This window comes from Leifsonia sp. C5G2 (genome assembly GCF_013359685.1).
Taxonomy (GTDB): domain Bacteria; phylum Actinomycetota; class Actinomycetes; order Actinomycetales; family Microbacteriaceae; genus Leifsonia.
This window is the reverse complement of sequence record NZ_JABFMV010000009.1, coordinates 47,457-67,772: the sequence shown is the minus strand read 5'-3', so window position 1 is coordinate 67,772 and position 20,316 is coordinate 47,457. Positions and strand designations below refer to the sequence as shown.

Annotated in this window: 21 protein-coding genes and 3 tRNA genes; 14 read left to right on the top strand and 10 right to left on the bottom strand. The window is 70.2% G+C overall.

Annotated features, from left to right (window positions below):
- Nucleotides 1-29: 29 nt before the first annotated feature.
- The 6 genes from HNO83_RS12950 to HNO83_RS12925 all read right to left on the bottom strand — a co-directional run bounded on the left by HNO83_RS12950 (nt 30) and on the right by HNO83_RS12925 (nt 6,142).
- Complete coding sequence (locus tag HNO83_RS12950) at nt 30-1,385, bottom strand: dihydrolipoamide acetyltransferase family protein (RefSeq protein WP_175337931.1); 1,356 nt, start codon at nt 1,383-1,385, stop codon at nt 30-32.
- Nucleotides 1,378-2,355 carry an alpha-ketoacid dehydrogenase subunit beta gene (locus HNO83_RS12945; protein WP_175337930.1) on the bottom strand — a complete coding sequence of 326 codons (978 nt, stop codon included), beginning with the start codon at nt 2,353-2,355 and terminating at the stop codon, nt 1,378-1,380. Before HNO83_RS12945 ends, HNO83_RS12950 begins: the two co-directional genes overlap by 8 nt.
- Entirely contained in the window at nt 2,352-3,317 is a 966-nt protein-coding gene (gene pdhA, locus HNO83_RS12940) for a pyruvate dehydrogenase (acetyl-transferring) E1 component subunit alpha (protein ID WP_175337929.1), read from the bottom strand. Before pdhA ends, HNO83_RS12945 begins: the two co-directional genes overlap by 4 nt.
- Entirely contained in the window at nt 3,314-5,116 is a 1,803-nt protein-coding gene (acsA, locus tag HNO83_RS12935) for an acetate--CoA ligase (protein ID WP_175337928.1), read from the bottom strand. The genes pdhA and acsA overlap by 4 nt, the downstream gene beginning before the upstream one ends.
- Nucleotides 5,117-5,436: 320 nt before the next feature.
- A complete protein-coding gene (locus tag HNO83_RS12930; protein WP_175337927.1) occupies nt 5,437-5,679 on the bottom strand; it encodes a hypothetical protein in 243 nt (80 codons plus the stop codon).
- A 157-nt stretch (nt 5,680-5,836) separates the two neighbouring features.
- Nucleotides 5,837-6,142 (bottom strand): hypothetical protein, encoded by a 306-nt coding sequence (locus tag HNO83_RS12925; protein ID WP_175337926.1) that lies wholly within the window; start codon nt 6,140-6,142, stop codon nt 5,837-5,839.
- Nucleotides 6,143-6,332: 190 nt separating this feature from the next.
- On the opposite strand from HNO83_RS12925, the gene HNO83_RS12920 reads away from it, so the two are divergent.
- The gene (locus tag HNO83_RS12920; RefSeq protein ID WP_175337925.1) at nt 6,333-6,716 is read left to right on the top strand and encodes a hypothetical protein; all 384 of its coding nucleotides are present in this window, start codon (nt 6,333-6,335) and stop codon (nt 6,714-6,716) included.
- 214 nt (nt 6,717-6,930) lie between these two features.
- On the opposite strand, the gene HNO83_RS12915 is transcribed toward HNO83_RS12920, so the two are convergent.
- The 3 genes from HNO83_RS12915 to HNO83_RS12905 all read right to left on the bottom strand — a co-directional run bounded on the left by HNO83_RS12915 (nt 6,931) and on the right by HNO83_RS12905 (nt 7,274).
- Nucleotides 6,931-7,006 (bottom strand) — tRNA-Phe (locus HNO83_RS12915).
- Nucleotides 7,007-7,082: 76 nt separating this feature from the next.
- A tRNA-Asp gene (locus HNO83_RS12910) sits at nt 7,083-7,159 on the bottom strand.
- Between the two features lie 42 nt (nt 7,160-7,201).
- A tRNA-Glu gene (locus tag HNO83_RS12905) sits at nt 7,202-7,274 on the bottom strand.
- A 351-nt stretch (nt 7,275-7,625) separates the two neighbouring features.
- Here HNO83_RS12905 and HNO83_RS12900 point away from each other — a divergent pair.
- Both HNO83_RS12900 and HNO83_RS12895 read left to right on the top strand, forming a co-directional pair.
- A complete protein-coding gene (locus HNO83_RS12900; protein ID WP_175337924.1) occupies nt 7,626-8,897 on the top strand; it encodes a peptidoglycan DD-metalloendopeptidase family protein in 1,272 nt (423 codons plus the stop codon).
- Nucleotides 8,890-10,191, top strand: a complete 1,302-nt coding sequence (locus HNO83_RS12895) for a C40 family peptidase (RefSeq protein ID WP_175337923.1) — start codon at nt 8,890-8,892, stop codon at nt 10,189-10,191. The genes HNO83_RS12900 and HNO83_RS12895 overlap by 8 nt, the downstream gene beginning before the upstream one ends.
- 107 nt (nt 10,192-10,298) lie before the next feature.
- On the opposite strand, the gene HNO83_RS12890 is transcribed toward HNO83_RS12895, so the two are convergent.
- Complete coding sequence (locus HNO83_RS12890; RefSeq protein ID WP_064109921.1) at nt 10,299-10,790, bottom strand: inorganic diphosphatase; 492 nt, start codon at nt 10,788-10,790, stop codon at nt 10,299-10,301.
- A 119-nt stretch (nt 10,791-10,909) separates the two neighbouring features.
- Between HNO83_RS12890 and tilS the strand changes: the two genes are divergently transcribed.
- From tilS to HNO83_RS12835, 11 genes are all read left to right on the top strand, one after another.
- On the top strand, nt 10,910-11,917 hold the full coding sequence (gene tilS / locus HNO83_RS12885) for a tRNA lysidine(34) synthetase TilS (protein ID WP_349627198.1): 1,008 nt from the start codon (nt 10,910-10,912) through the stop codon (nt 11,915-11,917).
- Between the two features lie 16 nt (nt 11,918-11,933).
- Nucleotides 11,934-12,485: a hypoxanthine phosphoribosyltransferase gene (gene hpt / locus HNO83_RS12880; RefSeq protein ID WP_175337921.1), complete on the top strand. Its 552-nt coding sequence runs from the start codon at nt 11,934-11,936 to the stop codon at nt 12,483-12,485.
- Between the two features lie 79 nt (nt 12,486-12,564).
- Entirely contained in the window at nt 12,565-14,568 is a 2,004-nt protein-coding gene (gene ftsH, locus HNO83_RS12875) for an ATP-dependent zinc metalloprotease FtsH (RefSeq protein ID WP_175337920.1), read from the top strand.
- A 13-nt stretch (nt 14,569-14,581) separates the two neighbouring features.
- Nucleotides 14,582-15,160: a GTP cyclohydrolase I FolE gene (folE, locus tag HNO83_RS12870; RefSeq protein ID WP_175337919.1), complete on the top strand. Its 579-nt coding sequence runs from the start codon at nt 14,582-14,584 to the stop codon at nt 15,158-15,160.
- Between the two features lie 8 nt (nt 15,161-15,168).
- Nucleotides 15,169-15,960, top strand: coding sequence for a dihydropteroate synthase (folP, locus tag HNO83_RS12865; protein WP_175337918.1), 792 nt, complete (start codon nt 15,169-15,171; stop codon nt 15,958-15,960).
- Nucleotides 15,953-16,336, top strand: a complete 384-nt coding sequence (gene folB / locus HNO83_RS12860; RefSeq protein WP_175337917.1) for a dihydroneopterin aldolase — start codon at nt 15,953-15,955, stop codon at nt 16,334-16,336. Before folP ends, folB begins: the two co-directional genes overlap by 8 nt.
- On the top strand, nt 16,333-16,890 hold the full coding sequence (folK, locus tag HNO83_RS12855; RefSeq protein ID WP_175337916.1) for a 2-amino-4-hydroxy-6-hydroxymethyldihydropteridine diphosphokinase: 558 nt from the start codon (nt 16,333-16,335) through the stop codon (nt 16,888-16,890). Before folB ends, folK begins: the two co-directional genes overlap by 4 nt.
- Complete coding sequence (locus HNO83_RS12850) at nt 16,887-17,366, top strand: DUF3180 domain-containing protein (RefSeq protein ID WP_175337915.1); 480 nt, start codon at nt 16,887-16,889, stop codon at nt 17,364-17,366. Before folK ends, HNO83_RS12850 begins: the two co-directional genes overlap by 4 nt.
- Entirely contained in the window at nt 17,350-17,835 is a 486-nt protein-coding gene (locus HNO83_RS12845; protein ID WP_175337914.1) for a PH domain-containing protein, read from the top strand. The genes HNO83_RS12850 and HNO83_RS12845 overlap by 17 nt, the downstream gene beginning before the upstream one ends.
- Nucleotides 17,832-19,511, top strand: coding sequence for a PH domain-containing protein (locus HNO83_RS12840; RefSeq protein ID WP_175337913.1), 1,680 nt, complete (start codon nt 17,832-17,834; stop codon nt 19,509-19,511). The genes HNO83_RS12845 and HNO83_RS12840 overlap by 4 nt, the downstream gene beginning before the upstream one ends.
- Nucleotides 19,511-20,314: a Rossmann-like and DUF2520 domain-containing protein gene (locus tag HNO83_RS12835; protein ID WP_175337912.1), complete on the top strand. Its 804-nt coding sequence runs from the start codon at nt 19,511-19,513 to the stop codon at nt 20,312-20,314. The genes HNO83_RS12840 and HNO83_RS12835 overlap by 1 nt, the downstream gene beginning before the upstream one ends.
- The last annotated feature ends 2 nt before the right edge of the window (nt 20,315-20,316 follow it).

The window sequence follows — 20,316 nt, the reverse complement described above, 5'->3', positions numbered from 1 at the left end:
GGACGCCTCCTGTCAGACCCGCCCCGGACTCACAGTGCGTCCGGGCCCTGAAGCAACTCGGCGATCCGGCTGAGGAAGCGCGCGCCGCGCATGCCGTCGCTGACGCGATGGTCTGCTGAGAGAGTCGCGTTCACCGCCGGGCGCGTCCCGACCATGCCATCGTGCGCCCATGGCTGTTCGCTCACCCGCCCGAACCCGACCAGCGCGACCTGCGGCGGGTAGATGACGCCGAGCACGCTGTCCACTCCGAGGTCTCCGAGGTTGGTCACTGTGATCGTCGCCTCGGTCATCTCCGCGCGCTGGAGCCTTCCGGCCCGAGCGCGGTCCACCACGTCGCGGAAGCGTCCCATCAGTTCGTCGACCGGAAGCGTGTCCGCATCGAGGATCGCGGGGGCGATGATGCCTCCTGTCCGAAGCGACACGACGACACCCACGTTGACGTGCGATGAGGGTGAGAAGTGTCCGTCCTCGAAATATCCGTTCATCTCCGGCATCTCGTGGGCGGCGATGCTCGTCGCGCGCAGAAGCAATACGGCAGGGACGATACGGGAGCCGACGGACCTCGACGAGTTGGCGGACTCCAGCCAGGCCATGGCGGCGCGCAGATCGACGGTACTGGTGAGGTAGTAGTGCGGGATGGTCTTCTTCGACCGCGTCATCAGTGCGCCGACGGTGCGGCGCAGACCGGCGGCGCGCTTACCCGCGGCATCGCCCGGCTCCCGGGCCGCGGGCTGGTGTACGCGTGGCGATGCGGCGCCTTTCCCAGCAGTCTTTCCCTCGAGGACGCGGCGCAGGTCGGCCTCGGTGATCGCTCCTCCCGGACCGGTTCCCGCGATCGTCGACAGGTCGATCCCGTGGTCTGCTGCGAGCCGGCGCGCCCGTGGCGAGGACCGCGGATTCCGCGAAGCGACCGCGGGTTCCGGCGGTGGCGAGGACGCGGCCGAGCTCGCGGCGGGCGGTGCCGATCTCGCCGAAGCAGAAGGCTCTTCCCGGATGGCGCGCTCCACGTCCGCGTGAGTGACGGCGCCGCTCACTCCCGTCCCCCGGACGGCCGACAGGTCGATGCCGGCCCGCTGCGCGAACTGCCGGACGGGTGGGCTCACACGGCGGTGCGGTGCTGCGGTCGGCTGTGACTCCGTTCTCGTCGCGGGGGTGGGCACGATCCTCGCCAGTAGTGCACCGACGGGCAGACGGTCGCCCTCCTTGGCGAGTAGTTCGGTGACGACGCCGTCATCGAACGTCTCCACGTCGATCACGGACTTATCAGTGTCGACCGCGGCGACCAGCTGGCCCTTGTGCACGACGTCGCCCGGCTTGATCATCCATTCGACGAGTGTGCCCTCTTCCATGTCTGCGCCCAGCGCCGGCATCGTGAAATCACCCATGGCGGACCACCTGGCGGGTCGCTGCGACGACGCGCTCCGCCGAAGGGAGGGCCGCCGCTTCGAGGTGTCCGGCATATGGGATCGGGACTTCGGCGCTGCAGACGCGCGCGACCGGCGCGTCGAGGTCGTAGAAGGCTGCCTCGGTGATTCGGGCGCTCACCTCCGCAGCGAGGCCGCCGCTTCGCCAGCCTTCGTCGATGACCACGGCCCTGTGGGTCTTGGATGCGCTCGCCAGGACGGTCTCGTCGTCCACGGGCCGGAGGACGCGCAGGTCGATCACCTCGGCCTCGATGCCGTCGGCAGACAGGGTGTCCGCGGCTTCGAGAGTGAGTGGAAGCGTGCCCCCGTAGGTGATGAGCGTCACGTCCGTCCCTGGTCGGCGGACCGCTGCGTGCTCGATGTCGACGGCCCCCGCGTCATCCGGCAGGTCGCCGGCGGAGGAGTAGAGGGAGCCGTGCTCGAAGATGAGCACCGGGTCAGGGTCTTGGAGGGCCGTCCAGAGCATCCCGCGAGCATCGGCGAGCACGGCCGGGGTGAGGATTCGGAGCCCGGGGATGTGCGCGTACCAGCCCTCGAGGCTGTGGGAGTGCTGCGCGGCGAGCTGCCGGCCCGCTCCGGTGGTCATCCGGATGACGAGAGGCACTCCGAACTGTCCGCCCGACATGTGGTGCAGGGTGGCGGCGTTGTTCAGGATCTGGTCGAGGGCGAGCAGGCTGAAGTTGACGGTCATGATCTCGACGATGGGCCTCATGCCGCCGAGCGCGGCTCCGATCCCGGCGCCGACGAAGCCGGACTCGGACAGCGGCGTGTCCCGGATGCGCTCGGGGCCGAACTCCTCCAGCAGCCCGAGGCTCACCGCGAAGCAGCCGCCGTAACGGCCGACATCCTCTCCCATGAGGAAGACCCTGTCGTCGCGCTGGAGGGCGTCCCGGATCGCTGCCCGCATCGCCTCCCGATATGTCGTCTTCATGGGAGCGCCTCGCTGTAGACGAATCGCTCGAGCTCCTCCACCGGTTCCGGGTGCCCGGCCTGGGCGAACGCGACGGCGTCGTCGATCTCATCGCCGACCGACTTCTCGATGGCAGACCAGTCGTCGTCGGGCAGCTCTCCGCGTGCGAGGAGAGCGGACCGCAGCGAAGCGATCGGGTCGCGCTCCTTCCAGCCCTCCACCTCGGACTTGTCCCGGTAGCGCTCCGGGTCGTACATCGAGTGGGCGCGGAAGCGGTACGTGCGCAGCTCCAGGAAGTGCGGCCCGCCGCCGGATCGCACGGCGTCCACGGCGCGGGAGGCGGCGGACGCGACCGCCTCGACGTCCATCCCGTCCGCCGCCCACGCCGGGATCTCGTAGGCGGCGGCCTTGAGTGCGATGTCGGTCTGCGACTCGGACCTGTTCAGCGCGGTACCCATGGCGTAGAGGTTGTTCTCGCAGCAGAAGAGCACGGGAAGCTGCCAGAGCGCGGCGAGGTTGAGGGCCTCGTGGAACTCGCCTTCGGCCACCGCGCCCTCTCCGAAGAAGCAAACGGTCACCCGGTTCCCACCGGACATCTTCTCGGCGAGGGCGAGACCGACGGCGAGAGGCAGGCCGCCTGCGACGATGGCGTTCCCGCCGTAGAAGCGGGTCTGCCTGTCGAACAAGTGCATGGACCCTCCCCGCCCGAGGCAGCAGCCTTCGACATCGCCGTACATCTCGGCGAGGATGGCGCGGGCAGAGACGCCCTTGAGCAGGGCATGGCCGTGTTCGCGATAGGTGGCGACGACGGCATCGTCCGGCCGCAGAGTCGACATGACGCCTGCTGCGACGGCCTCCTCCCCGATGTAGACGTGCATGAAACCGCGGATCTTGGCCGCGCTGTAGAGCTCGACGCAGCGCTCTTCGAGGCGCCGGATCCGCAGCATCTGCTTCAGCAGGTCGGCGGAGGGGGAGGTGCTCATCGCGGCGTCTCCACTGTGGAAGTGTCCCCTTCGGGCAGTCCGAGCTCTCGGGCTTTCAGTAGCCGCCGAAGGATCTTGCCGCTGCGCGTGCGGGGGAGGGCGTCCACGAATTCGATGACCCGCGGCGCGACCGCGGCTCCGAGCCGTTTGCGGGCGAAACCGATGAGGTCGAGCCGGAGAGCCTCAGACGTCGACCACCCCGGCTTGAGCTCGACGAACGCCTTGACGATCTCGCCGGCCACCGGGTCGGGGATCCCGATGGCGGCCGCCTCTGCGACGGCGGGGTGCTCCATGAGAGAGCTCTCCACCTCGAACGGGCCGATGAGGTGCCCCGAGGATTTGATGACGTCGTCTCCCCGTCCCACGAACCAGAAGTAGCCGTCGGCGTCCCGGCTGACCAGGTCGCCCGTGAGGTACCAGCCCCCGGCGAAAGCCGCTCGGTAGCGGGCCTCGTCGCCGAGGTACCCGCGAAACATCGATGGCCAACCCGGACGGAGCGCCAGCTCGCCCACCGCCCCCGGCTCCGTGAGCAGCTGGAGCTCTCCATCTTCGACGACGGGCTGTCCTGTCTCGTCGCGTCGACCCACCGCCGCGACGATCCCGGGAAGCGGCCTTCCCATCGAACCGGGCCGGATGTCGGACGCGAGCAGGTTCGCGATCATGATGCCCCCTGTCTCGGTCTGCCACCAGTTGTCGTGGACTGGGAGCCCGAGCGCGTCGACGCCCCAGAGCACGACCTCCGGGTTCAGCGGCTCACCGACGCTTGCGACGAACCGCAGGGCGGACAGGTCGTGACGGGAGATCGGGTCGGTCCCTGCCCTCATGAGCATGCGAAGCGCGGTGGGCGCGGTGTACCAGACCGTGACGCGCTGCTCCTCGAGAATGCGGTACCAGCGGTCGGCGTCGAGCTCCTCCTCGTCGACGATTGTGGTCACCCCCTGAACGAGAGGCGCGATGATCCCATAGGACGTGCCGGTCACCCATCCGGGGTCCGCAGTGCACCAGTAGATGTCATCCGGGTGCAGATCGAGCGCGAGCCGGCCTGTCGCGGAGTGAGCCACGACGGCTTCGTGCACGTGGACTGCCCCCTTCGGCCGCCCGGTCGTGCCACTTGTGAAATGGAGGAGGGCCATGTCCTCCGGTTCGGTCCGGACCGGCCGGACGCCGGAGTCCGCACCCAGCATCAGGGCAGGCAGCCCGAGGGTACCGTCCGGTAGATCGGCACCGTTGCCGTCGACGATCAGAATGTGGGTGAGGGCCGGAAGCGACGCCCGCAGCGCAGCTACCTTCTTGCGGTAGGCCGCGAGCGTGGTCACGAGAACGCGTCCAGTCCCGAGCGTCAAACGCTGCTTGATCGGCTCCGGGCCGAATGCCGAGAACAGGGGGCAGAACACGCTTCCGTTCTTCAACGTACCGAGGGCTGCCGTATACAGCTCGGGCCTGCGACCGAGAAGCGAGAAGACGCGATCCCCGCGCTGGATGCCGAGCGCCCGGAGGACGCTCGCGAATCGGTTCGTGCGTTCGGCCAGCTGAGCGAAGCTGGTCGTCTCGACCGTTCCGTCGCCGCGGATGAATCTGAGTGCGTCCCTCGCCCCCTTGGGACCGGCGGCATGGCGGTCGACGGCTTCGTAAGCGATGTTGAGGCCGCCGCCGGGTAACCCCGACAGCCGGCGGCGCTCGTTGTCCCAATCGAATGAGTCATAGGCGGCTTCATAGTCGAGAAGGTTGGGGACCACGCGAAGGCCGACGAGATCCTTGCGGATGGTGCGCGACACGCCGGTGCCGCTCTCTATGGTCATGGATTAACGAGAACGTCGGAAGGGCGGACGAGGACAGGGCCCAAGGGCCCATGAGCCCCCGCGCCGTCACCGCGCCTCGCTGTGCCGGAGCCGTCCGCACATGACATCCGGTTCTGGATGCGCGGGCGTGCGTATCGCCGCAGAGGCGGTGACGGAACAACAGCCGTACGAGGTTCTGCGGAGGTACGCCGGGTTCGAGGTGGGGCGATACCCTCCCTGCACCGTGGCGGAAGCGGGCATGACCCCCCTTGGACCACCGCGGTTCGCGCGCTTCGACCCGCTATTCATGCCATGGTTCCTGCGCCACAACGCATGGTGCGTCACGGCTTTCCTCCCGTTTCGTGAATGGTGACCACGGTCTCCACGGCCTGGTCCAATGTGGGGCATGTCACCCGAAGTTGCGGGTGGGAGCGGGACTGCGTCGCGTACATGCCGTTCGATCGTGAGATCGTGCCGATCTCCTCGGCGTACTCGTCGTGGTCTTCGAACAACACCCACGACCCACCCTCGTAGAGCGTGTAACGATGCTCTGAGCGCACGAAACTTCTGACTTCGTGAAGCATGAACTCCCCCTCTCGCCGTGCGGAAGCGCGTCCAGCACCGGCATGACCCGGTCGTCTCGCCTGCATTGCTCTGCATGACTTGCCGCGAGCCAAGACGGGCGAGCAACGGCGCAGCAGGGTCCTTGGTCCCGCGATACTCGGGAAGGAACGTGAGAGTTCAGGCGGGTCCCGCTGAGGTGCCGGCCTCGTCGGGGTCGAGGTCGGTCAACCACCATCTGCCCCCATTTCCGCTGATGACCACGAACACGTGGGAGTCGCCCTCGATGGAACTGGCCGTCAGCTGCCATCCGGTGACGAATGTCGGGAGGGGGTCGTCGTTGTCACGGGTGAACAGCATCCTCCCGCGGGGAAGTGGCGGTCGGTCGGGGTAGTAACGGACATCGTGCCAGTCCAGCCGGGCCGGTATGCCCTCTTCCAGCACCAGTGTCACGGGCTCTTGTAGCACCGTGTCGGTGTCGACCACGCTGCCTCCTCTGTCGGTTCGCCGCTGATGCGTTCCCCGGCAGGCTCGTGGATCCTCGGCCTGAATCGAAGAGCAGAAAGTCCCTTCGTCACCTGAGAGAGTTGCGGGACTTCCGGCCCTCGGCGCCGGGCGTGCACGAGACGCAGGGTTTCCGTGATCGACATGTCCGTGGACGAGGAAGGGGGGCATCGTGTTGCGCGAGGAGGGCGCCCGACAGGCGAGCAGGAGGCGCAGGGCGGGGACCGGTTCAGTGATTCTGGTGGTGGGGCCGAACATCCCTGAATCTCTGCTGCGCCGGCATTGCGTTGCGGCTTTGCGCGCAGGCAATACTGTGGCCCTTGTCCAGTTGCGACCGAGCACGGCGGGGGAGGGGTACCTGTTACGCGCGCTGGCCCGTTGGTATGGCAAGGGGCAGATCGCCTTGGTCGAGGACCATCGCGATTGGCTGCAACTCCCCGAGCGTCGCCGGCTCGTCGTGCTTTCCGAGCGCGGCCTCTGGCGTGATGATGAGCGTGTCGCCGAGGGAGGCGCAATGCTCGCCATGTCGTCGTCGGACGTCGCCGCCCTGTACTGAGCGACCAACCATGCTGTCGGAATCGGCGCAGTCGGCTGGCGGCGATCAGCGACCCGCGGTCGCGCGGAATGGTCGCCCGCCGCCCATTCCCGTCCGTGGCACTCGATGCCGAGGCGGCGGAATCAGTTGTGGTCGAACGTCCTCAACGCTGCTCCGGCGGTGTCGCCCGATCAAGAACAAACCCCCGGATTCCTGAGTGAACCGGGGGTTTTCTTGGTGGCTCCGACCGGCATCGATCCGGTGACCTTTCGATTTTCAGTCGAACGCTCTACCAACTGAGCTACAGAGCCGTGCCGCCGAGGCGGCGGGCCGCTGCGAGCAGCGGCCATAGACGGAAGCCCTTCCGGATGGAAGGGCTTGTCGCCGTGGCGACCCTGACGGGACTTGAACCCGCGACCTCCGCCGTGACAGGGCGGCACGCTAACCAACTGCGCTACAGGGCCTTATTGTGGTGCTTTTTGAATTGTAGTGGCGTCCGTTGGACGTGACCCCAACGGGATTCGAACCCGTGCTACCGCCGTGAAAGGGCGGCGTCCTAGGCCGCTAAACGATGGGGCCGGATCGTCCCGAATCGCTTTCGCTTTCCGATGACCACCGACGCATAAGCATACGGAAGTGCGCGCGAGAATGCGAATCGGCCTCGGATCCCGGGCGGGTCGGTTGCATCGAGGATGTCTCGCTTCTCGCAACGCCCCTGCTGAATACCCGGTCAGCGCGGGTCCTCGCCATAGTCTGCGGCCCAGGCGGTCCCCCGGCCGCCCGTGCGCCGGCACGCCACCTTCGACCGATTCCGGCCGCCCGACGCTGGGTGTCCCGGACCCTCCTTGGTAGAGTTGCGCCTGTTGACAGGGTGACTGATGTGACGTGTGTGACGAATGTGGATTCAGAAGTGAGCGGGTCGAGAACACCATGAGACGCCAGAGAACCAGCAGGACGGTCCTCCCGATCGCGCCGGCAGGCGGTCGCCGCCGGCTGCTCCGTGGTGCCCTGGCCGCCCTCGCCATCGCCGTCGTCACCGCCGTGGGCTCGGTTGCGGCGCCCGCCTATGCCGACTACCCCAGCTGGCAGGACGTCCAGAACGCCAAGGCGAACGAAGCGGCCGCCTCAGCGCAGGTGACCCGCATCAACGACCTCATCGGCCAGCTGAAGCAGGAGGTCTCCGACACGCAGGCGGAGGCCGTCAAGCGCGGCGAGGAGCTGCAGGCCGCGCAGGAGGCCCTCGACACGGCGACCATGAAGGCGCTCGACCTCGAGTCGCAGGCCGCCGCGAGCCAGAAGAAGGCGGACGACGCCAGCACGCAGGCGGGCAAGCTCGCCGCCCAGCTGTACCGCACCGGTGGCCGCAACCTGTCCGCCAACCTGTTCCTGAGCGGGAACAACGCGACGTCGACCAGCCCCGAACGCCTGCTGTCCGACCTCGGCAGCATGTCCAAGCTCGTCGAGCAGTCCAACAAGGTCTACGCCGACGCCAAGACCGCCCAGAACACCGCGAAGGCGCTGGCGCTCAAGGCGGACGACGCCAAGGCCGCCCGCGAGAAGCTGAAGGTCGCGGCCGACGCGGCGATGCAGGCCGCGATCGTCGCGGCCAAGGCGGCGCAGGACAAGCTGGCCGAGCAGCAGAAGCAGATCGTCGTGATGCAGGCTCAGCTCGCCGCGCTGAAGGACACCACCACGAAGGTGGTCTCCGGCTACGAGGCGGGCGTCGCCGCAGCGGCAGCGGCGGCAGCGGCCCGCGCCTCGGCAGGGCTCCCCGGCGGAACGGTCGGCCCGCAGGGCTGGGCCGTGCCGGCCGGTGGCCCCATCACCGACGGGTTCGGCGCCCGCCCGTCGCCCGGCGGGGTCGGCAGCACCTACCACCTCGGCATCGACATCGGCGCCGGCTGCAACTCGCCCATCTACGCCGCGCACGACGGCACCGTGATCTACGCGGGTCCCAGTGGGTCCTACGGCAACTTCGTGCTCATCGACAACGGCGGCGGCATCGAGACCGGCTACGCCCACATCCGCAACGGCGGCATCCTCGTGGGCATCGGCCAGAGCGTCGGCGCAGGCCAGCCCATCGCGCGCGTCGGCACGACCGGTGCGTCCACCGGCTGCCACCTCCACTACGAGGTGCGCGTCAACGGGACCAAGATCGACGGAATCCCCTTCATGAGAGACAGGCAGGCACCCCTTGGCTGACGCGAACGAGAAGACCGGCCGGGTGCGCCCCGGGCTTGCCATCGGGGCGGGCGTCATGGGCGCTGTCACGGCATCCATCGGCATCGTCACCCCCGCGCAGGCGGTCGACTACCCGTCGTGGAACGACGTCCAGCAGGCGAAGAGCAACGTCGCCAACCAGCAGGCGATGATCGACAACATCACGACGCTCATCGGCAACCTGCAGTCGAGCGTGGACTCGGCTCGCATCGCCTCCGAGAAGGCGGCGGAGGCCTACTTCCAGGCGAAGGACGCGCTGGACACGGCGACGGCGAAGGCGAACGACCTCCAGAAGCAGGCGACCGACGCCGCGGCCAAGGCCAAGACGTCGAAGATGCGCGCAGGACTCCTCGCGTCGCACCTCGCCAAGTCGGGCGGAGGAGATGTCACCACCGACCTGATGCTCAAGGGCGGCGGATCCGGCTCGGCGGCGGACAAGCTGCTGTTCCAGCTCGGCACGATGAGCAAGCTGACCGAGCAGTCGAAGGCCGTCTACGACCAGGCGACGAAGGACAAGAACACGGCGGATGCGCTCACCGCCCAGGCGAAGGCGGCCAAGACCGAGCGCGAGTCGCTCGCGACGGAGGCCGACAAGGCCCTGGCCGCGGCTCAGTCCGCGCAGGCCGCGGCGCAGTCCGCGCTGGCGACCCAGCAGCAGAAGTCGACAGAGCTCGTCGCCCAGCTGGCCACGCTCAAGAACACCTCCGCCCAGACCGAGGCCGCGTACCTCCAGGGCGAGCAGATCCGGCAGCAGCAGGAGGCGGCGCGCAAGGCCGCCGAAGAGGAGCAGCGCCGTCAGCAGGCGCAGCAACAGCAGCAGCAGAACTCCGGCGGCGGCTCCGCGCCGAGCGGCGGCGGAGGGGGCGGCAGCGCCCCGTCGGCGCCGGCGGCTCCGAACGGGAACGTCGTCGACACCGCGATCTCGTACGCGCGCGCCCAGCTCGGCAAGCCGTACATCTTCGGCGGCGAGGGCCCGACCGGCTACGACTGCTCCGGCCTCACGATGAAGGCCTACGGCTACGCCGGCCTCTACATCGGCTCCCACTCGGTGAACAACCAGTACTACACGGCGGCGAACCGGGGCCAGCTGGTCTCGTACGGCGCCAAGCAGGCCGGCGACCTGATCTTCTGGGGCTCGGGGCCCGGTGACTTCTACCACGTCGGCATCTACATCGGCGGCGGCATGATGATCGCGGCTCCCACCGAGGGCGACGTGGTCAAGATCCAGTCGGTCTGGGGTTCGCCCTACCGCCTGGTCGCGCGCCCCAGCGCCTGATCCCGCCACCCGCGCAACGCAATCAGCTCCGGACTTTTTCGACCGAATCCGCGTGGATCGGTCGTAAAAGTCCGGAGCTGTTGGCTTGGGGCCGGGCCCTGGGAGGGTCAGTGGCCCTCGGCGGCGAGCTTCGCGATCGCCTTCTGCACGAGCGAGTCGGCCTCGGCCGCGTCGCCCCAGCCCTCGATGTTGACGAATTTGCCCGGCTCGAGGTCCTTGTAGCGGGCGAAGAAGTGCTCGATCTCCTTGCGGGTCTGCTCCGGGATGTCGTTCACATCCTGGATGTGCTGCCAGCGCGGGTCCTTGTACGGCACGGCGATGATCTTCGCGTCGCCGCCCGCCTCGTCGCTCATGTTGAGCACGGCGACCGGGCGCACCTTGACGCCGACGCCCGGGAAGACCGGGTACTCGAGCAGCACGAGCGCGTCCAGCGGGTCGCCGTCGTCGCCCAGGGTGTTCTCGAAGAAGCCGTAGTCGGTCGGGTACACGAAGCTCGTGAACAGTACCCGGTCGAGGTAGACGCGACCGGTCTCGTGGTCCACCTCGTACTTGTTGCGGCTCCCCTTGGGGATCTCGATGACGACGTCGTATTCGGCCATGCCGTACTCCTTATGTGGTCGTGATTCGGCACTAACGTTACTAGGTGCCTCTCAACGGTCAGGATGCTCCCGGGCGCCGCCCGCGCCTCAGCCCGCCGATCGCCGACGCCCGTCGCGCGGTGCGGACTGCGCTCGCCGCAGCGGCAGCGCTCCCGCCGGTGGATCCGCACGACGACCACGGCCCCGACCGTCCCGCGCCGCTCTCGGCCGGCGCCCTGGTGCTGGTGGGCCTGAGCGGGGGAGCCGACTCCCTCGCCCTGGCCGCGGCGATAGCCTTCGAGGCGCCGCGAGCCGGTTTCCGCGCCGGTGCCGTGATCGTCGACCACGGCCTCCAGGAGGGGTCGGACGCCGTCGCCGCCCGGGCCGCCGGACAGGCCGCCGCGCTCGGGCTCGACCCCGTCCTCGTCGAGCGCGTCTCGGTCGACACCGCCGGGGGACCGGAGGGCGCCGCCCGCGCCGCCCGGCACGCCGCCTTCGACCGGGCGCTGGCGCAGACCGGCGCCGAGCGGATCCTGCTCGCCCACACCCTCGACGACCAGGCCGAGACCGTGCTGCTCGGCCTCGCGCGCGGCTCCGGCCCGTCGAGCCTGCAGGGGATGCTGCCCGACACCGGCCGGCTTTTGCGCCCCTTCCTCGGGCTGCGCCGCGCCGAGACGCGGGCCTTCTGCGCGGACAGCCGGCTGGAGCCCTGGGACGACCCGCACAACGACGACCCCACCTATACGCGCGTGCGCGTGCGGAACGCCGTGCTCCCCGTGCTGGAGCGCGAGCTCGGCCCCGGCGTCGCCGAGGCGCTCGCGCGCACGGCCGAGCAGCTGCGAGAGGACGACGACGCCCTCGACGGCCTCGCGCTGGAGTGGGCGCAGGAACTGGTCACCCAGGCCGACGACGGCTCGGTCGCGCTCGATGTGCGCGGCCTCGCAGCGGACCCGGCCGCGCTGCGCCAGCGCATCATCCGCCTCGTCGTCTCCGCCGAGTTCGGCGTCGCGCTCACCCGCGCCCACACGCTGTCGGTCGCGGCCCTCATCACCGACTGGCACGGGCAGGGCCCGGTCGATCTGCCAGGCGTTAGAGTGGTCAGGCAGAACGGGCTGCTCACGTTTCACCCCACCACGTACGCCACGTAAGGACAGCGCCACCCCCATGGAACTCACGGACGCTCAGGCCGACCTCACCGAGATTCTGATCACCGAGGAGCAGATCCGCTCCCGCATCGCCGAGCTGGCCAGGGACGTGGAGCGCGACTACGCGGGCAAGGACGTTCTGCTGATCGGCGTGCTCAAGGGTGCGGTCATGGTCATGGCCGACCTGTCCCGCGAGCTGCGCATCCCGGTCACCATGGACTGGATGGCCGTCAGCTCGTACGGCAGCGGAACGCAGTCGAGCGGAGTCGTCCGCATCCTGAAGGACCTGGACACCGACCTCAGCGGCAAGACCGTCCTCATCGTCGAGGACATCATCGACTCCGGCCTGACGCTGTCGTGGCTGCTGTCGAACCTGAAGAGCCGCGGGCCCGAGTCGATCGAGATCTTCACCCTGCTCCGGAAGCCCGAGGCGGCGCGCGTCGAGATCGACGTGAAGTACGTCGGTTTCGAGATCCCGAACAAGTTCGTCGTCGGCTACGGCCTCGACTTCGACGAGCGCTACCGCACCCTCCGCGGGGTCGGCATCCTGGCGCCCGCCGTCTACAGCTGACGCCGCCCCGGGCCACGCAGACCGCCCAGAGCGAACACGCAGGCGGCCCACAGCGGCCAGGCGGTACTGTGGTCGCACCATGAACGTCAAGAAGATCTTCCGCGGCCCGATCCTGTACGTCGTGCTCGCGATCATCGCGGTGTGGATCGGCTCGAGCCTGATCACGATGTCCGGCTTCAAGAGCGTCTCCACCCAGAAGGGCATGGAGTACCTCGCCCAGGACAAGGTGTCGAGCGCGAAGATCGTCGACGGCGAGAACCGCGTCGACCTGACGCTCAAGGAGCCGGACGGCAACCTCGGCAACCAGGTGCAGTTCTACTACGTCACGCCGCGCGGCCAGGACGTCGTGAAGGCCGTCGACGACGCGAACCTCCCCAAGGGCTACGACGACGAGGTGCCGCAGCCGAACTGGTTCGTCAACATCCTCGGCTTCCTCATCCCGGCTCTCCTGATCGGCGTGTTCTTCTGGATCATGCTCTCCGGCATGCAGGGCGGCGGCAACAAGGTCATGCAGTTCGGCAAGTCGCGGGCGAAGCTCGTCACGAAGGAGACGCCGAAGGTCACCTTCGACGACGTCGCCGGGTCCGACGAGGCCATCGAGGAGCTGCAGGAGATCAAGGACTTCCTGAAGGAGCCGGCCAAGTTCCAGGCGGTCGGCGCCCGCATCCCGAAGGGCGTGCTGCTGTACGGCCCTCCCGGCACCGGCAAGACCCTGCTGGCCCGCGCCGTCGCGGGTGAGGCGGGCGTGCCGTTCTACTCGATCTCGGGTTCCGACTTCGTCGAGATGTTCGTCGGCGTCGGCGCGAGCCGTGTCCGCGACCTGTTCCAGCAGGCCAAGGAGAACTCGCCCGCCATCATCTTCATCGACGAGATCGACGCCGTCGGCCGTCACCGCGGCGCCGGCCTGGGCGGCGGCCACGACGAGCGCGAGCAGACGCTCAACCAGTTGCTCGTGGAGATGGACGGCTTCGACCCGAAGACCAACGTCATCCTGATCGCGGCGACCAACCGCCCCGACATCCTCGACCCGGCCCTGCTGCGTCCCGGCCGCTTCGACCGCCAGATCGGCGTGGATGCGCCCGACCTGCTCGGCCGCAAGAAGATCCTCGAGGTGCACGGCCGCGGCAAGCCGCTGGCGGCGTCGGTCGACCTCGAGGTGCTGGCTCGTAAGACCCCCGGCTTCACGGGCGCCGACCTGGCCAACGTGCTCAATGAGGCCGCGCTGCTGACCGCGCGTTCCAACGCTCAGCTGATCGACAACCGTGCGCTCGATGAAGCGGTCGACCGTGTGATCGCCGGTCCGCAGAAGCGCACGCGCGTCATGAAGGACCAGGAGAAGCTCATCACCGCGTACCACGAGGGCGGCCACGCCCTCGCCGCCGCGGCGATGCGCCACACCGACCCGGTGACGAAGATCACCATCCTGCCGCGCGGCCGCGCCCTCGGCTACACGATGGTGATGCCGCTGGAGGACAAGTACTCCGTCACCCGCAACGAGCTGCTCGACCAGCTCGCCTACGCCATGGGCGGCCGCGTCGCGGAGGAGATCGTCTTCCACGACCCGACCACCGGCGCCTCGAACGACATCGAGAAGGCGACCTCCATCGCCCGCAAGATGGTCACCGAGTACGGCATGAGCGCCGACATCGGCTCCGTCAAGCTGGGCCAGGCGAACGGCGAGATGTTCCTCGGCCGCGACATGGGCCACCAGCGCGACTACTCCGAGCGCATCGCCGAGCAGGTCGACGCGGAGGTGCGCGCCCTGATCGAGAAGGCGCACGACGAGGCGTGGGAGGTCATCAACGACAACCGCGCGGTGCTCGACCGTCTCGCCGCGTCGCTGCTGGAGCACGAGACCCTCGACCACAACCAGATCGCGGAGATCTTCGCCGATGTGAAGAAGCTGCCGGAGCGCCCGCAGTGGCTCTCCAGCGACAAGCGCCCGATCTCGGACGTCCCGCCGATTCCGTTCCCGAAGGCCCCGATCGACGCGGGCGCGGTGGACGGCGGCGTCGACTCCGAGCCGCCGGCCGCGAAGCCGAAGCGCTCGCCCGCGATCAAGCCGCGACCGGCCACCGCCTAGGGCCGCCTCGCGCATGAGCGGCATCGATCGTCCGCGCATCGAGGCGGCCGTCGCCGAGATCCTCGCCGCCATCGGCGAGGATCCGGCGCGTCCGGGGCTGGAATCGACGCCGTCTCGGGTCGCCGATGCCTACGCCGAGTTCTTCGCCGGCGTCGGCCGGGACCCGGTCGACGACCTCGGCGCACCGGTGCCGCTGGAGTCCGGGCGTCAGGCCGAGACGGTGCTGCTGCGCGACATCGAGTTCCGCTCGGTGTGCGAGCACCACCTCCTGCCGTTCCTCGGCGTCGCGCACGTCGCCTACCTGCCGGGGGAGGCCGTGGTCGGGCTCGGCCGCATCCCGAAGGTCATCGAGACGCTGGCGGCCCGCCCGCAGATCCAGGAGCGCCTGACCGAGCAGATCGCCGACGCGATCGAGCAGGGCACCGCGGCCCGCGGCGTGCTGGTGGTGCTGGACGCCGCCCACACCTGCGTGACCACACGCGGCGCCCGCCAGACCCGGAGCACCACGGTCACTGTGGCGGCCCGCGGCGCGTACACCGACCCTGCGGCCCGGGCGGAGCTCATCGCCCTGATCGGGCACGGCGCCGAGTGACTCTCATCATGGGCGTCCTCAACGTGACGCCGGACTCGTTCAGCGACGGCGGGCTCTGGCTCGAGCCCGACGCGGCCATCGCCCACGGCCTCGAGCTGGTGGCGCAGGGCGCCGACCTGGTCGACGTCGGGGGCGAGTCCACCCGGCCGGGCGCCATCCGTGTGGAGCCGGAGGAGGAGCGCAAGCGCGTCGTCCCTGTCATCCGCGAGCTCGCGGCCCGCGGGGTGACGGTGAGCGTCGACACCCTCAACGCCTCCACAGCCCGCGCCGCCGTCGAAGCCGGCGCCGCGATCGTCAACGACGTCTCGGGCGGTCTGGCCGACGCCGGGATGCCCGACGCGGTCCTCGACACCGGGGCGCAGTACGTGGTCATGCACTGGCGCGGGCGGCTCGACGCGGCCGACTCCCGGGCGGTGTACCGGCACACCGTGCCCGAAGTCCGGGCGGAACTCTCCGCGCGGATCACCGACCTGCTGCAGCGCGGCATCGACCCTGCCAAGCTCATCCTCGACCCGGGCCTCGGGTTCTCGAAGAACGCGGGCCACAACTGGCAGGTCCTGGCCGGTCTCCGCGAGATCGAGACGCTCGGCTACCCCGTGCTGATCGGCGCCTCCCGCAAGCGGTTCCTCGGCGCCCTGCTGCCGGAGGGCGCGTCGGTCGAAGACCGGGACGCCCCCACCGCCGTCATCTCCGCGCTCGCGGCACAGGCCGGCGCCTGGGCGGTGCGGGTGCACGACGTGCCGTCGACCAGGATCGCCCTCGACGTCGTCCGGGCGTGGCAAGCTGGATCCGATGAATAGCAACCAGGCGCGGCCGACCGACTCGATCGTCCTGACCGGCCTCCGCGTGCGCGCCCACCACGGCGTGTTCGACTTCGAGCGGGCCGACGGTCAGGACTTCGTGGTCGACGTCACGGCATGGCTCGACCTGTCGCCGGCGGCCGCGGGCGACGACCTCGGGGCGACCGTCCACTACGGCGAGCTCGCCGAGGAGGTGGCCGCCGCCGTCGAGCGCGACCCCGTCGACCTCATCGAGACGGTCGCCGAGCGCGTCGCCGCCACCGTGCTCGCGCACGAGCCGGTCGACGCCGTCGAGGTGACCGTCCACAAGCCGCAGGCGCCGATCGCCGTGCCCTTCGCCGACGTCGCCGTCCGCATCGTCCGGAGTCGCGCATGAACGCCGCACCCCTCGGCAAGCCCGTGCGGATGCGCGTCGGCGTACCCGCTGTGCTCGCCTTCGGGAGCAATCTGGGCGACCGCGCCGCGACCATCCGGGACGCCGTCGACCTGCTCGGCGCCGAACCGGGCGTCGACGTGCGCGCCGTCTCGCGGCTCTACGAGACCCCGGCGCTGAAGCCGGACGGCGTCGACGAGGAGGCACCCCCGTACCTCAACGCCGTCGCGCTCGTCCACACCCTGCTCGAGCCCCTCGACCTGCTCGGCCTCGTCAACGCCGTCGAGGACCGCCTGGGCCGCGTCCGGGAGGAGCGCTGGGGCGACCGCACCCTCGACATCGACATCGTCGACTACGGCGGGATCGTCTCGGACGACGACCCGCGCATCGTGCTCCCGCACCCCCGCGCCCACGAGCGGGCCTTCGTGCTCGTGCCGTGGCTCGACGTCGACGCGGACGCGCAGCTGCCCGGCTACGGCCCGGTGGCAGCGCTGGCGGAGAAGGCGACCGACCCTGTGCGGCTCTGGCCTGACGCCGCCCGGGGGGAGGAGCTGTGAACCGCACGCGCGCGACCTCGCTGATCGGCCTCGGCGTCGGCGGCCTCGTCGTCGGCTTCCTCGCCGAGCTCGCCGCCTCCGGGATGGGCCAGGCCGTCTTCATCCCGCCGCTCACCCTCCCGATCACGCTGCTCGCGGTGGCCGTGCTCGTCATCGCCTTCGCCATCCCGATCCGCCGGGCCGTGCGCGGCCGCAGCGTCCGCCGCATCGACCCGTTCCAGGCGACGCGCATCGTCGTGCTCGCCAAGGCCTGCAGCCTGAGCGGGGCGCTCCTGACCGGCGTCGGAGTCGGGATCGGCGCCTACCTGCTGACACGGGATGTGCTTCCCGGCGGCAACGCCATCCTGCTCACCGCGCTCGCCACGGCGGGGGCCGTGATCCTGATGGTCGCGGGACTGGTGGCCGAGCTGTTCTGCACCCTCCCGCCGGGCGACGACGACGAGCGCAGGGAGCGCGTCCATGCCGGAACGGATTGACCTCAACGTCGGCGAGTGGCGCCGCGTCTCGCCGAAGTACGTGCTGGTGGTGATCTCCGGAACCGTGATCACCGGCCTGATCCTCTCGGCCGCGAGCCTGTTCCTCTGGCTCGTCGGCGGGTGGCCCTTCGGCTGGCTGGCGCTCGCGGTCGTGGTGGCGATCACCGTCATCGCGCTGATCATCGCCCCACGCCGCGCCCGCTCGATCGGCTACCGCCTGCGCGACGACGACCTGCTGTTCCGGCGAGGCATCATGTTCCAGCGCTTCGTCTCGGTGCCGTACGGGCGCATGCAGCTCATCGACATCAACCGCGGTCCGGTCAGCCGGATGCTGGGGCTCGCCGACCTGAAGTTCGTGACGGCCGCCGCCTCCACCGGGGTGATGGTGCCCGGTCTGCCCGAACCCGAGGCCGCGGAGCTGCGCGACCGGCTCGTCGAGCTGGCGGAGAGCAGGCGGGCGGGGCTGTGAACGTCCGTGGGGCGCTGCCCGGCGGCGCACCGCTGTCGGCGGCGGAGCGCGCGGCCGAGCGGTACACCGACGGCGAGTGGCACCGGCTGCATCCCGCGACGCCGCTGCTGCGCGGCGGCATCGTCTTCATCGCCGTGTTCGGTTTCGTGCTCTCCAATCTGCGCGAGCGGCTGATCTCGTTCTTCGTCGGGGCGCCCGACTACGGCGGCGACCCGCTCGACGCGATCTACAACCACGGCTGGGAGGGCTGGGCGCTGCTCGGCGTCGCCGTGGTGCTGCTGCTGTGCCTCGGTGCGTTCTACCTGTCGTGGCGGATGCACAGCTTCCGGATCACGGGCGATGCGGTGGAGGTGCGCAGCGGCATCCTGTTCCGGACGCAGCGCAAGGCGCGGCTCGACCGCATCCAGGGCATCAATCTCGTCCGCCCCGTGCTCGCGCGCATCTTCGGCGCCGCGAAGCTGGACATCTCGGTGGCCGGCCACGACGCGAACGTGCAGCTCGCCTACCTCGGGTCGACGCTGGCGGACGGGCTGCGCGGCGACGTGCTGCGGCTCGCGTCGGGCGTGCGGGCGGCGGAGGCGGCGGAGGCCGCGGGGGCAGCGGCCGCTCAGGGGACTGCGAATTCGGCCGCACCGGGGGAGGCCTCGCGGGCCGCGGCCGTCGGGGAGCTCGTCGGCCGGCGGGTGAACGAGTTCCTGGCGCCGGAGCTCGACCCGAACGCCGCGCCGCCGGAGTCGGTTGTCAAGATCCCGCCGCTGCGCCTGCTCGGGTCGCTGCTGCTCAGCGGGTTCACCGTCTTCGTCGTGATCGTGGTCGCCTTCCTGATCTGGGGCGCCTCGACCGGGTCCGCCTGGCTGCTCATCGTCGTGCTCCCCGGCCTGATCGGCTCGGCGAGCTTCTACATCAACCGGTTCACGAAGTCGCTGCGGTACTCGATCGCGGGCACGCCGGACGGAGTCCGCGTCGGCTTCGGGCTGCTCAGCACGAGCAACGAGACGCTGCCGCCGGGTCGCATCCACGCCGTCGAGGTGCTGCAGCCGCTGCTGTGGCGGCCGTTCGGCTGGTGGCAGATCCGCATCGACACCGCCGGCCATTCACGCGAGAAGGGCGCGGCCGGGCAGCCGAACACGACCATGCTGCCGGTCGGCGACGCGGCCGACGTGTCGCGGGTGCTCGCCCTCGTGCTCCCCGGCCTCGGCGCGGAGGAGGAGCGGCGTGCGATCGAGGCCGGAATGGTCTCGGCGGGCCGCGACAGCTTCGTCGGCAGCCCGCGACGCGCGGCCTGGTTCCGGCCGTTCTCCTGGCAGCGCACCGGCTTTCTGCTGCTCGACGACACCGTCCTGCTCCGGCGCGGGTTCGTGTGGCGCAGCCTCGCGGTGGTCCCGCTCGCGCGGCTCCAGAGCCTGGAACTGAAGCAGGGACCGCTGGAGGCGGCCCTCCGGCTTTCCGAGGCGCGCTTCCACACGGTCTCCGGTCCGGTCCGGCCGCGCCTCGCCGCGATCGACGCGCCGACCGGCGTGCGGCTGTTCGAGGAGGTGGCGGCGCGCGCGATCGCGGCAGCGGCGGCCGACCGCAGCCACCGCTGGGGGAGCGTCGCGCCGTCCGCGGCGCCCCGCGATGCCTCGTCCGCCCCGGGTCCGATCACCGATGTCCCGTCTTCCGAGGAGGAACACTGATGCTCCCGTCCGCCCGTCCGCCGTCGCAGCGTTCCGGCCGGCTCGGCGTCGGCATCGTCGGCTCCGGCCGCGTCGGCCCGGTGCTCGGGCTGGCCCTCGCCGGCGCGGGGCACGCTCTCGTCGGTGTCTCCGCCGTGTCCGAGGCCAGCCGCGAGCGGGCCGAGGGGATGCTGCCGAACGTCCCGCTGCTCGACGTCCCGACCCTGGTGGAGCGCAGCGAGCTCGTCCTTCTCGCCGTGCCGGAGCCGGAGCTGCCGGCCCTGGTCTCAGGGCTCGCGGCGACGGGAACCTGGCAGCCGGGCCAGATCGTCCTGCACACCGCGCCGGGCCGGGGGATCGACGTGCTGGCGCCCGCAGCCGCCGCCGGCGCCATCCCGCTGGCCATCCATCCGGCGCTGGAGTTCACCGGGACGAGTCTCGACCTGGCGCGCCTGTCGGAGAGCTACTTCGCGGTGACCGCGCCCGCTGCCGTGCTGCCGATCGCGCAGGCCCTCGTGGTCGAGATGGGCGGGGAACCCGTCGTCGTCGCCGAGGCGGACCGCGCGGCGTACGCCGAGGCGATCGCGACGGCGACCGCGTTCTCGCGCTCGATCGTCGAGCAGTCCACCGGTCTGCTGCGCGATATCGGGGTGGAGAACCCCGGCTCGTTCCTCAGCTCGCTCATCCGGTCGGCCGTGGACAACGCGCTCACCCGCGCCGGCGCGCCCACCCGGCTCGACCTGGACGTGCTCGACGCCATCGAGGACGGCGCCCCTCCGAGCGCCCGGGACGACGGCCGCGGCTGGTTCCTCCGCGGCGAGTAGCC

Coding starts and splice junctions, on each gene's coding strand:
- HNO83_RS12950 (WP_175337931.1), bottom strand. CDS start 1,385: ATGGGTGATTTCACGATGCCGGCGCTGGGCGCAGACATGGAAGAGGGC.
- HNO83_RS12945 (WP_175337930.1), bottom strand. CDS start 2,355: ATGAAGACGACATATCGGGAGGCGATGCGGGCAGCGATCCGGGACGCC.
- pdhA (WP_175337929.1), bottom strand. CDS start 3,317: ATGAGCACCTCCCCCTCCGCCGACCTGCTGAAGCAGATGCTGCGGATC.
- acsA (WP_175337928.1), bottom strand. CDS start 5,116: ATGACCATAGAGAGCGGCACCGGCGTGTCGCGCACCATCCGCAAGGAT.
- HNO83_RS12930 (WP_175337927.1), bottom strand. CDS start 5,679: ATGCTTCACGAAGTCAGAAGTTTCGTGCGCTCAGAGCATCGTTACACG.
- HNO83_RS12900 (WP_175337924.1), top strand. CDS start 7,626: ATGAGACGCCAGAGAACCAGCAGGACGGTCCTCCCGATCGCGCCGGCA.
- HNO83_RS12890 (WP_064109921.1), bottom strand. CDS start 10,790: ATGGCCGAATACGACGTCGTCATCGAGATCCCCAAGGGGAGCCGCAAC.
- hpt (WP_175337921.1), top strand. CDS start 11,934: ATGGAACTCACGGACGCTCAGGCCGACCTCACCGAGATTCTGATCACC.
- ftsH (WP_175337920.1), top strand. CDS start 12,565: ATGAACGTCAAGAAGATCTTCCGCGGCCCGATCCTGTACGTCGTGCTC.
- folE (WP_175337919.1), top strand. CDS start 14,582: ATGAGCGGCATCGATCGTCCGCGCATCGAGGCGGCCGTCGCCGAGATC.
- folP (WP_175337918.1), top strand. CDS start 15,169: ATGGGCGTCCTCAACGTGACGCCGGACTCGTTCAGCGACGGCGGGCTC.
- folB (WP_175337917.1), top strand. CDS start 15,953: ATGAATAGCAACCAGGCGCGGCCGACCGACTCGATCGTCCTGACCGGC.
- folK (WP_175337916.1), top strand. CDS start 16,333: ATGAACGCCGCACCCCTCGGCAAGCCCGTGCGGATGCGCGTCGGCGTA.
- HNO83_RS12845 (WP_175337914.1), top strand. CDS start 17,350: ATGCCGGAACGGATTGACCTCAACGTCGGCGAGTGGCGCCGCGTCTCG.
- HNO83_RS12835 (WP_175337912.1), top strand. CDS start 19,511: ATGCTCCCGTCCGCCCGTCCGCCGTCGCAGCGTTCCGGCCGGCTCGGC.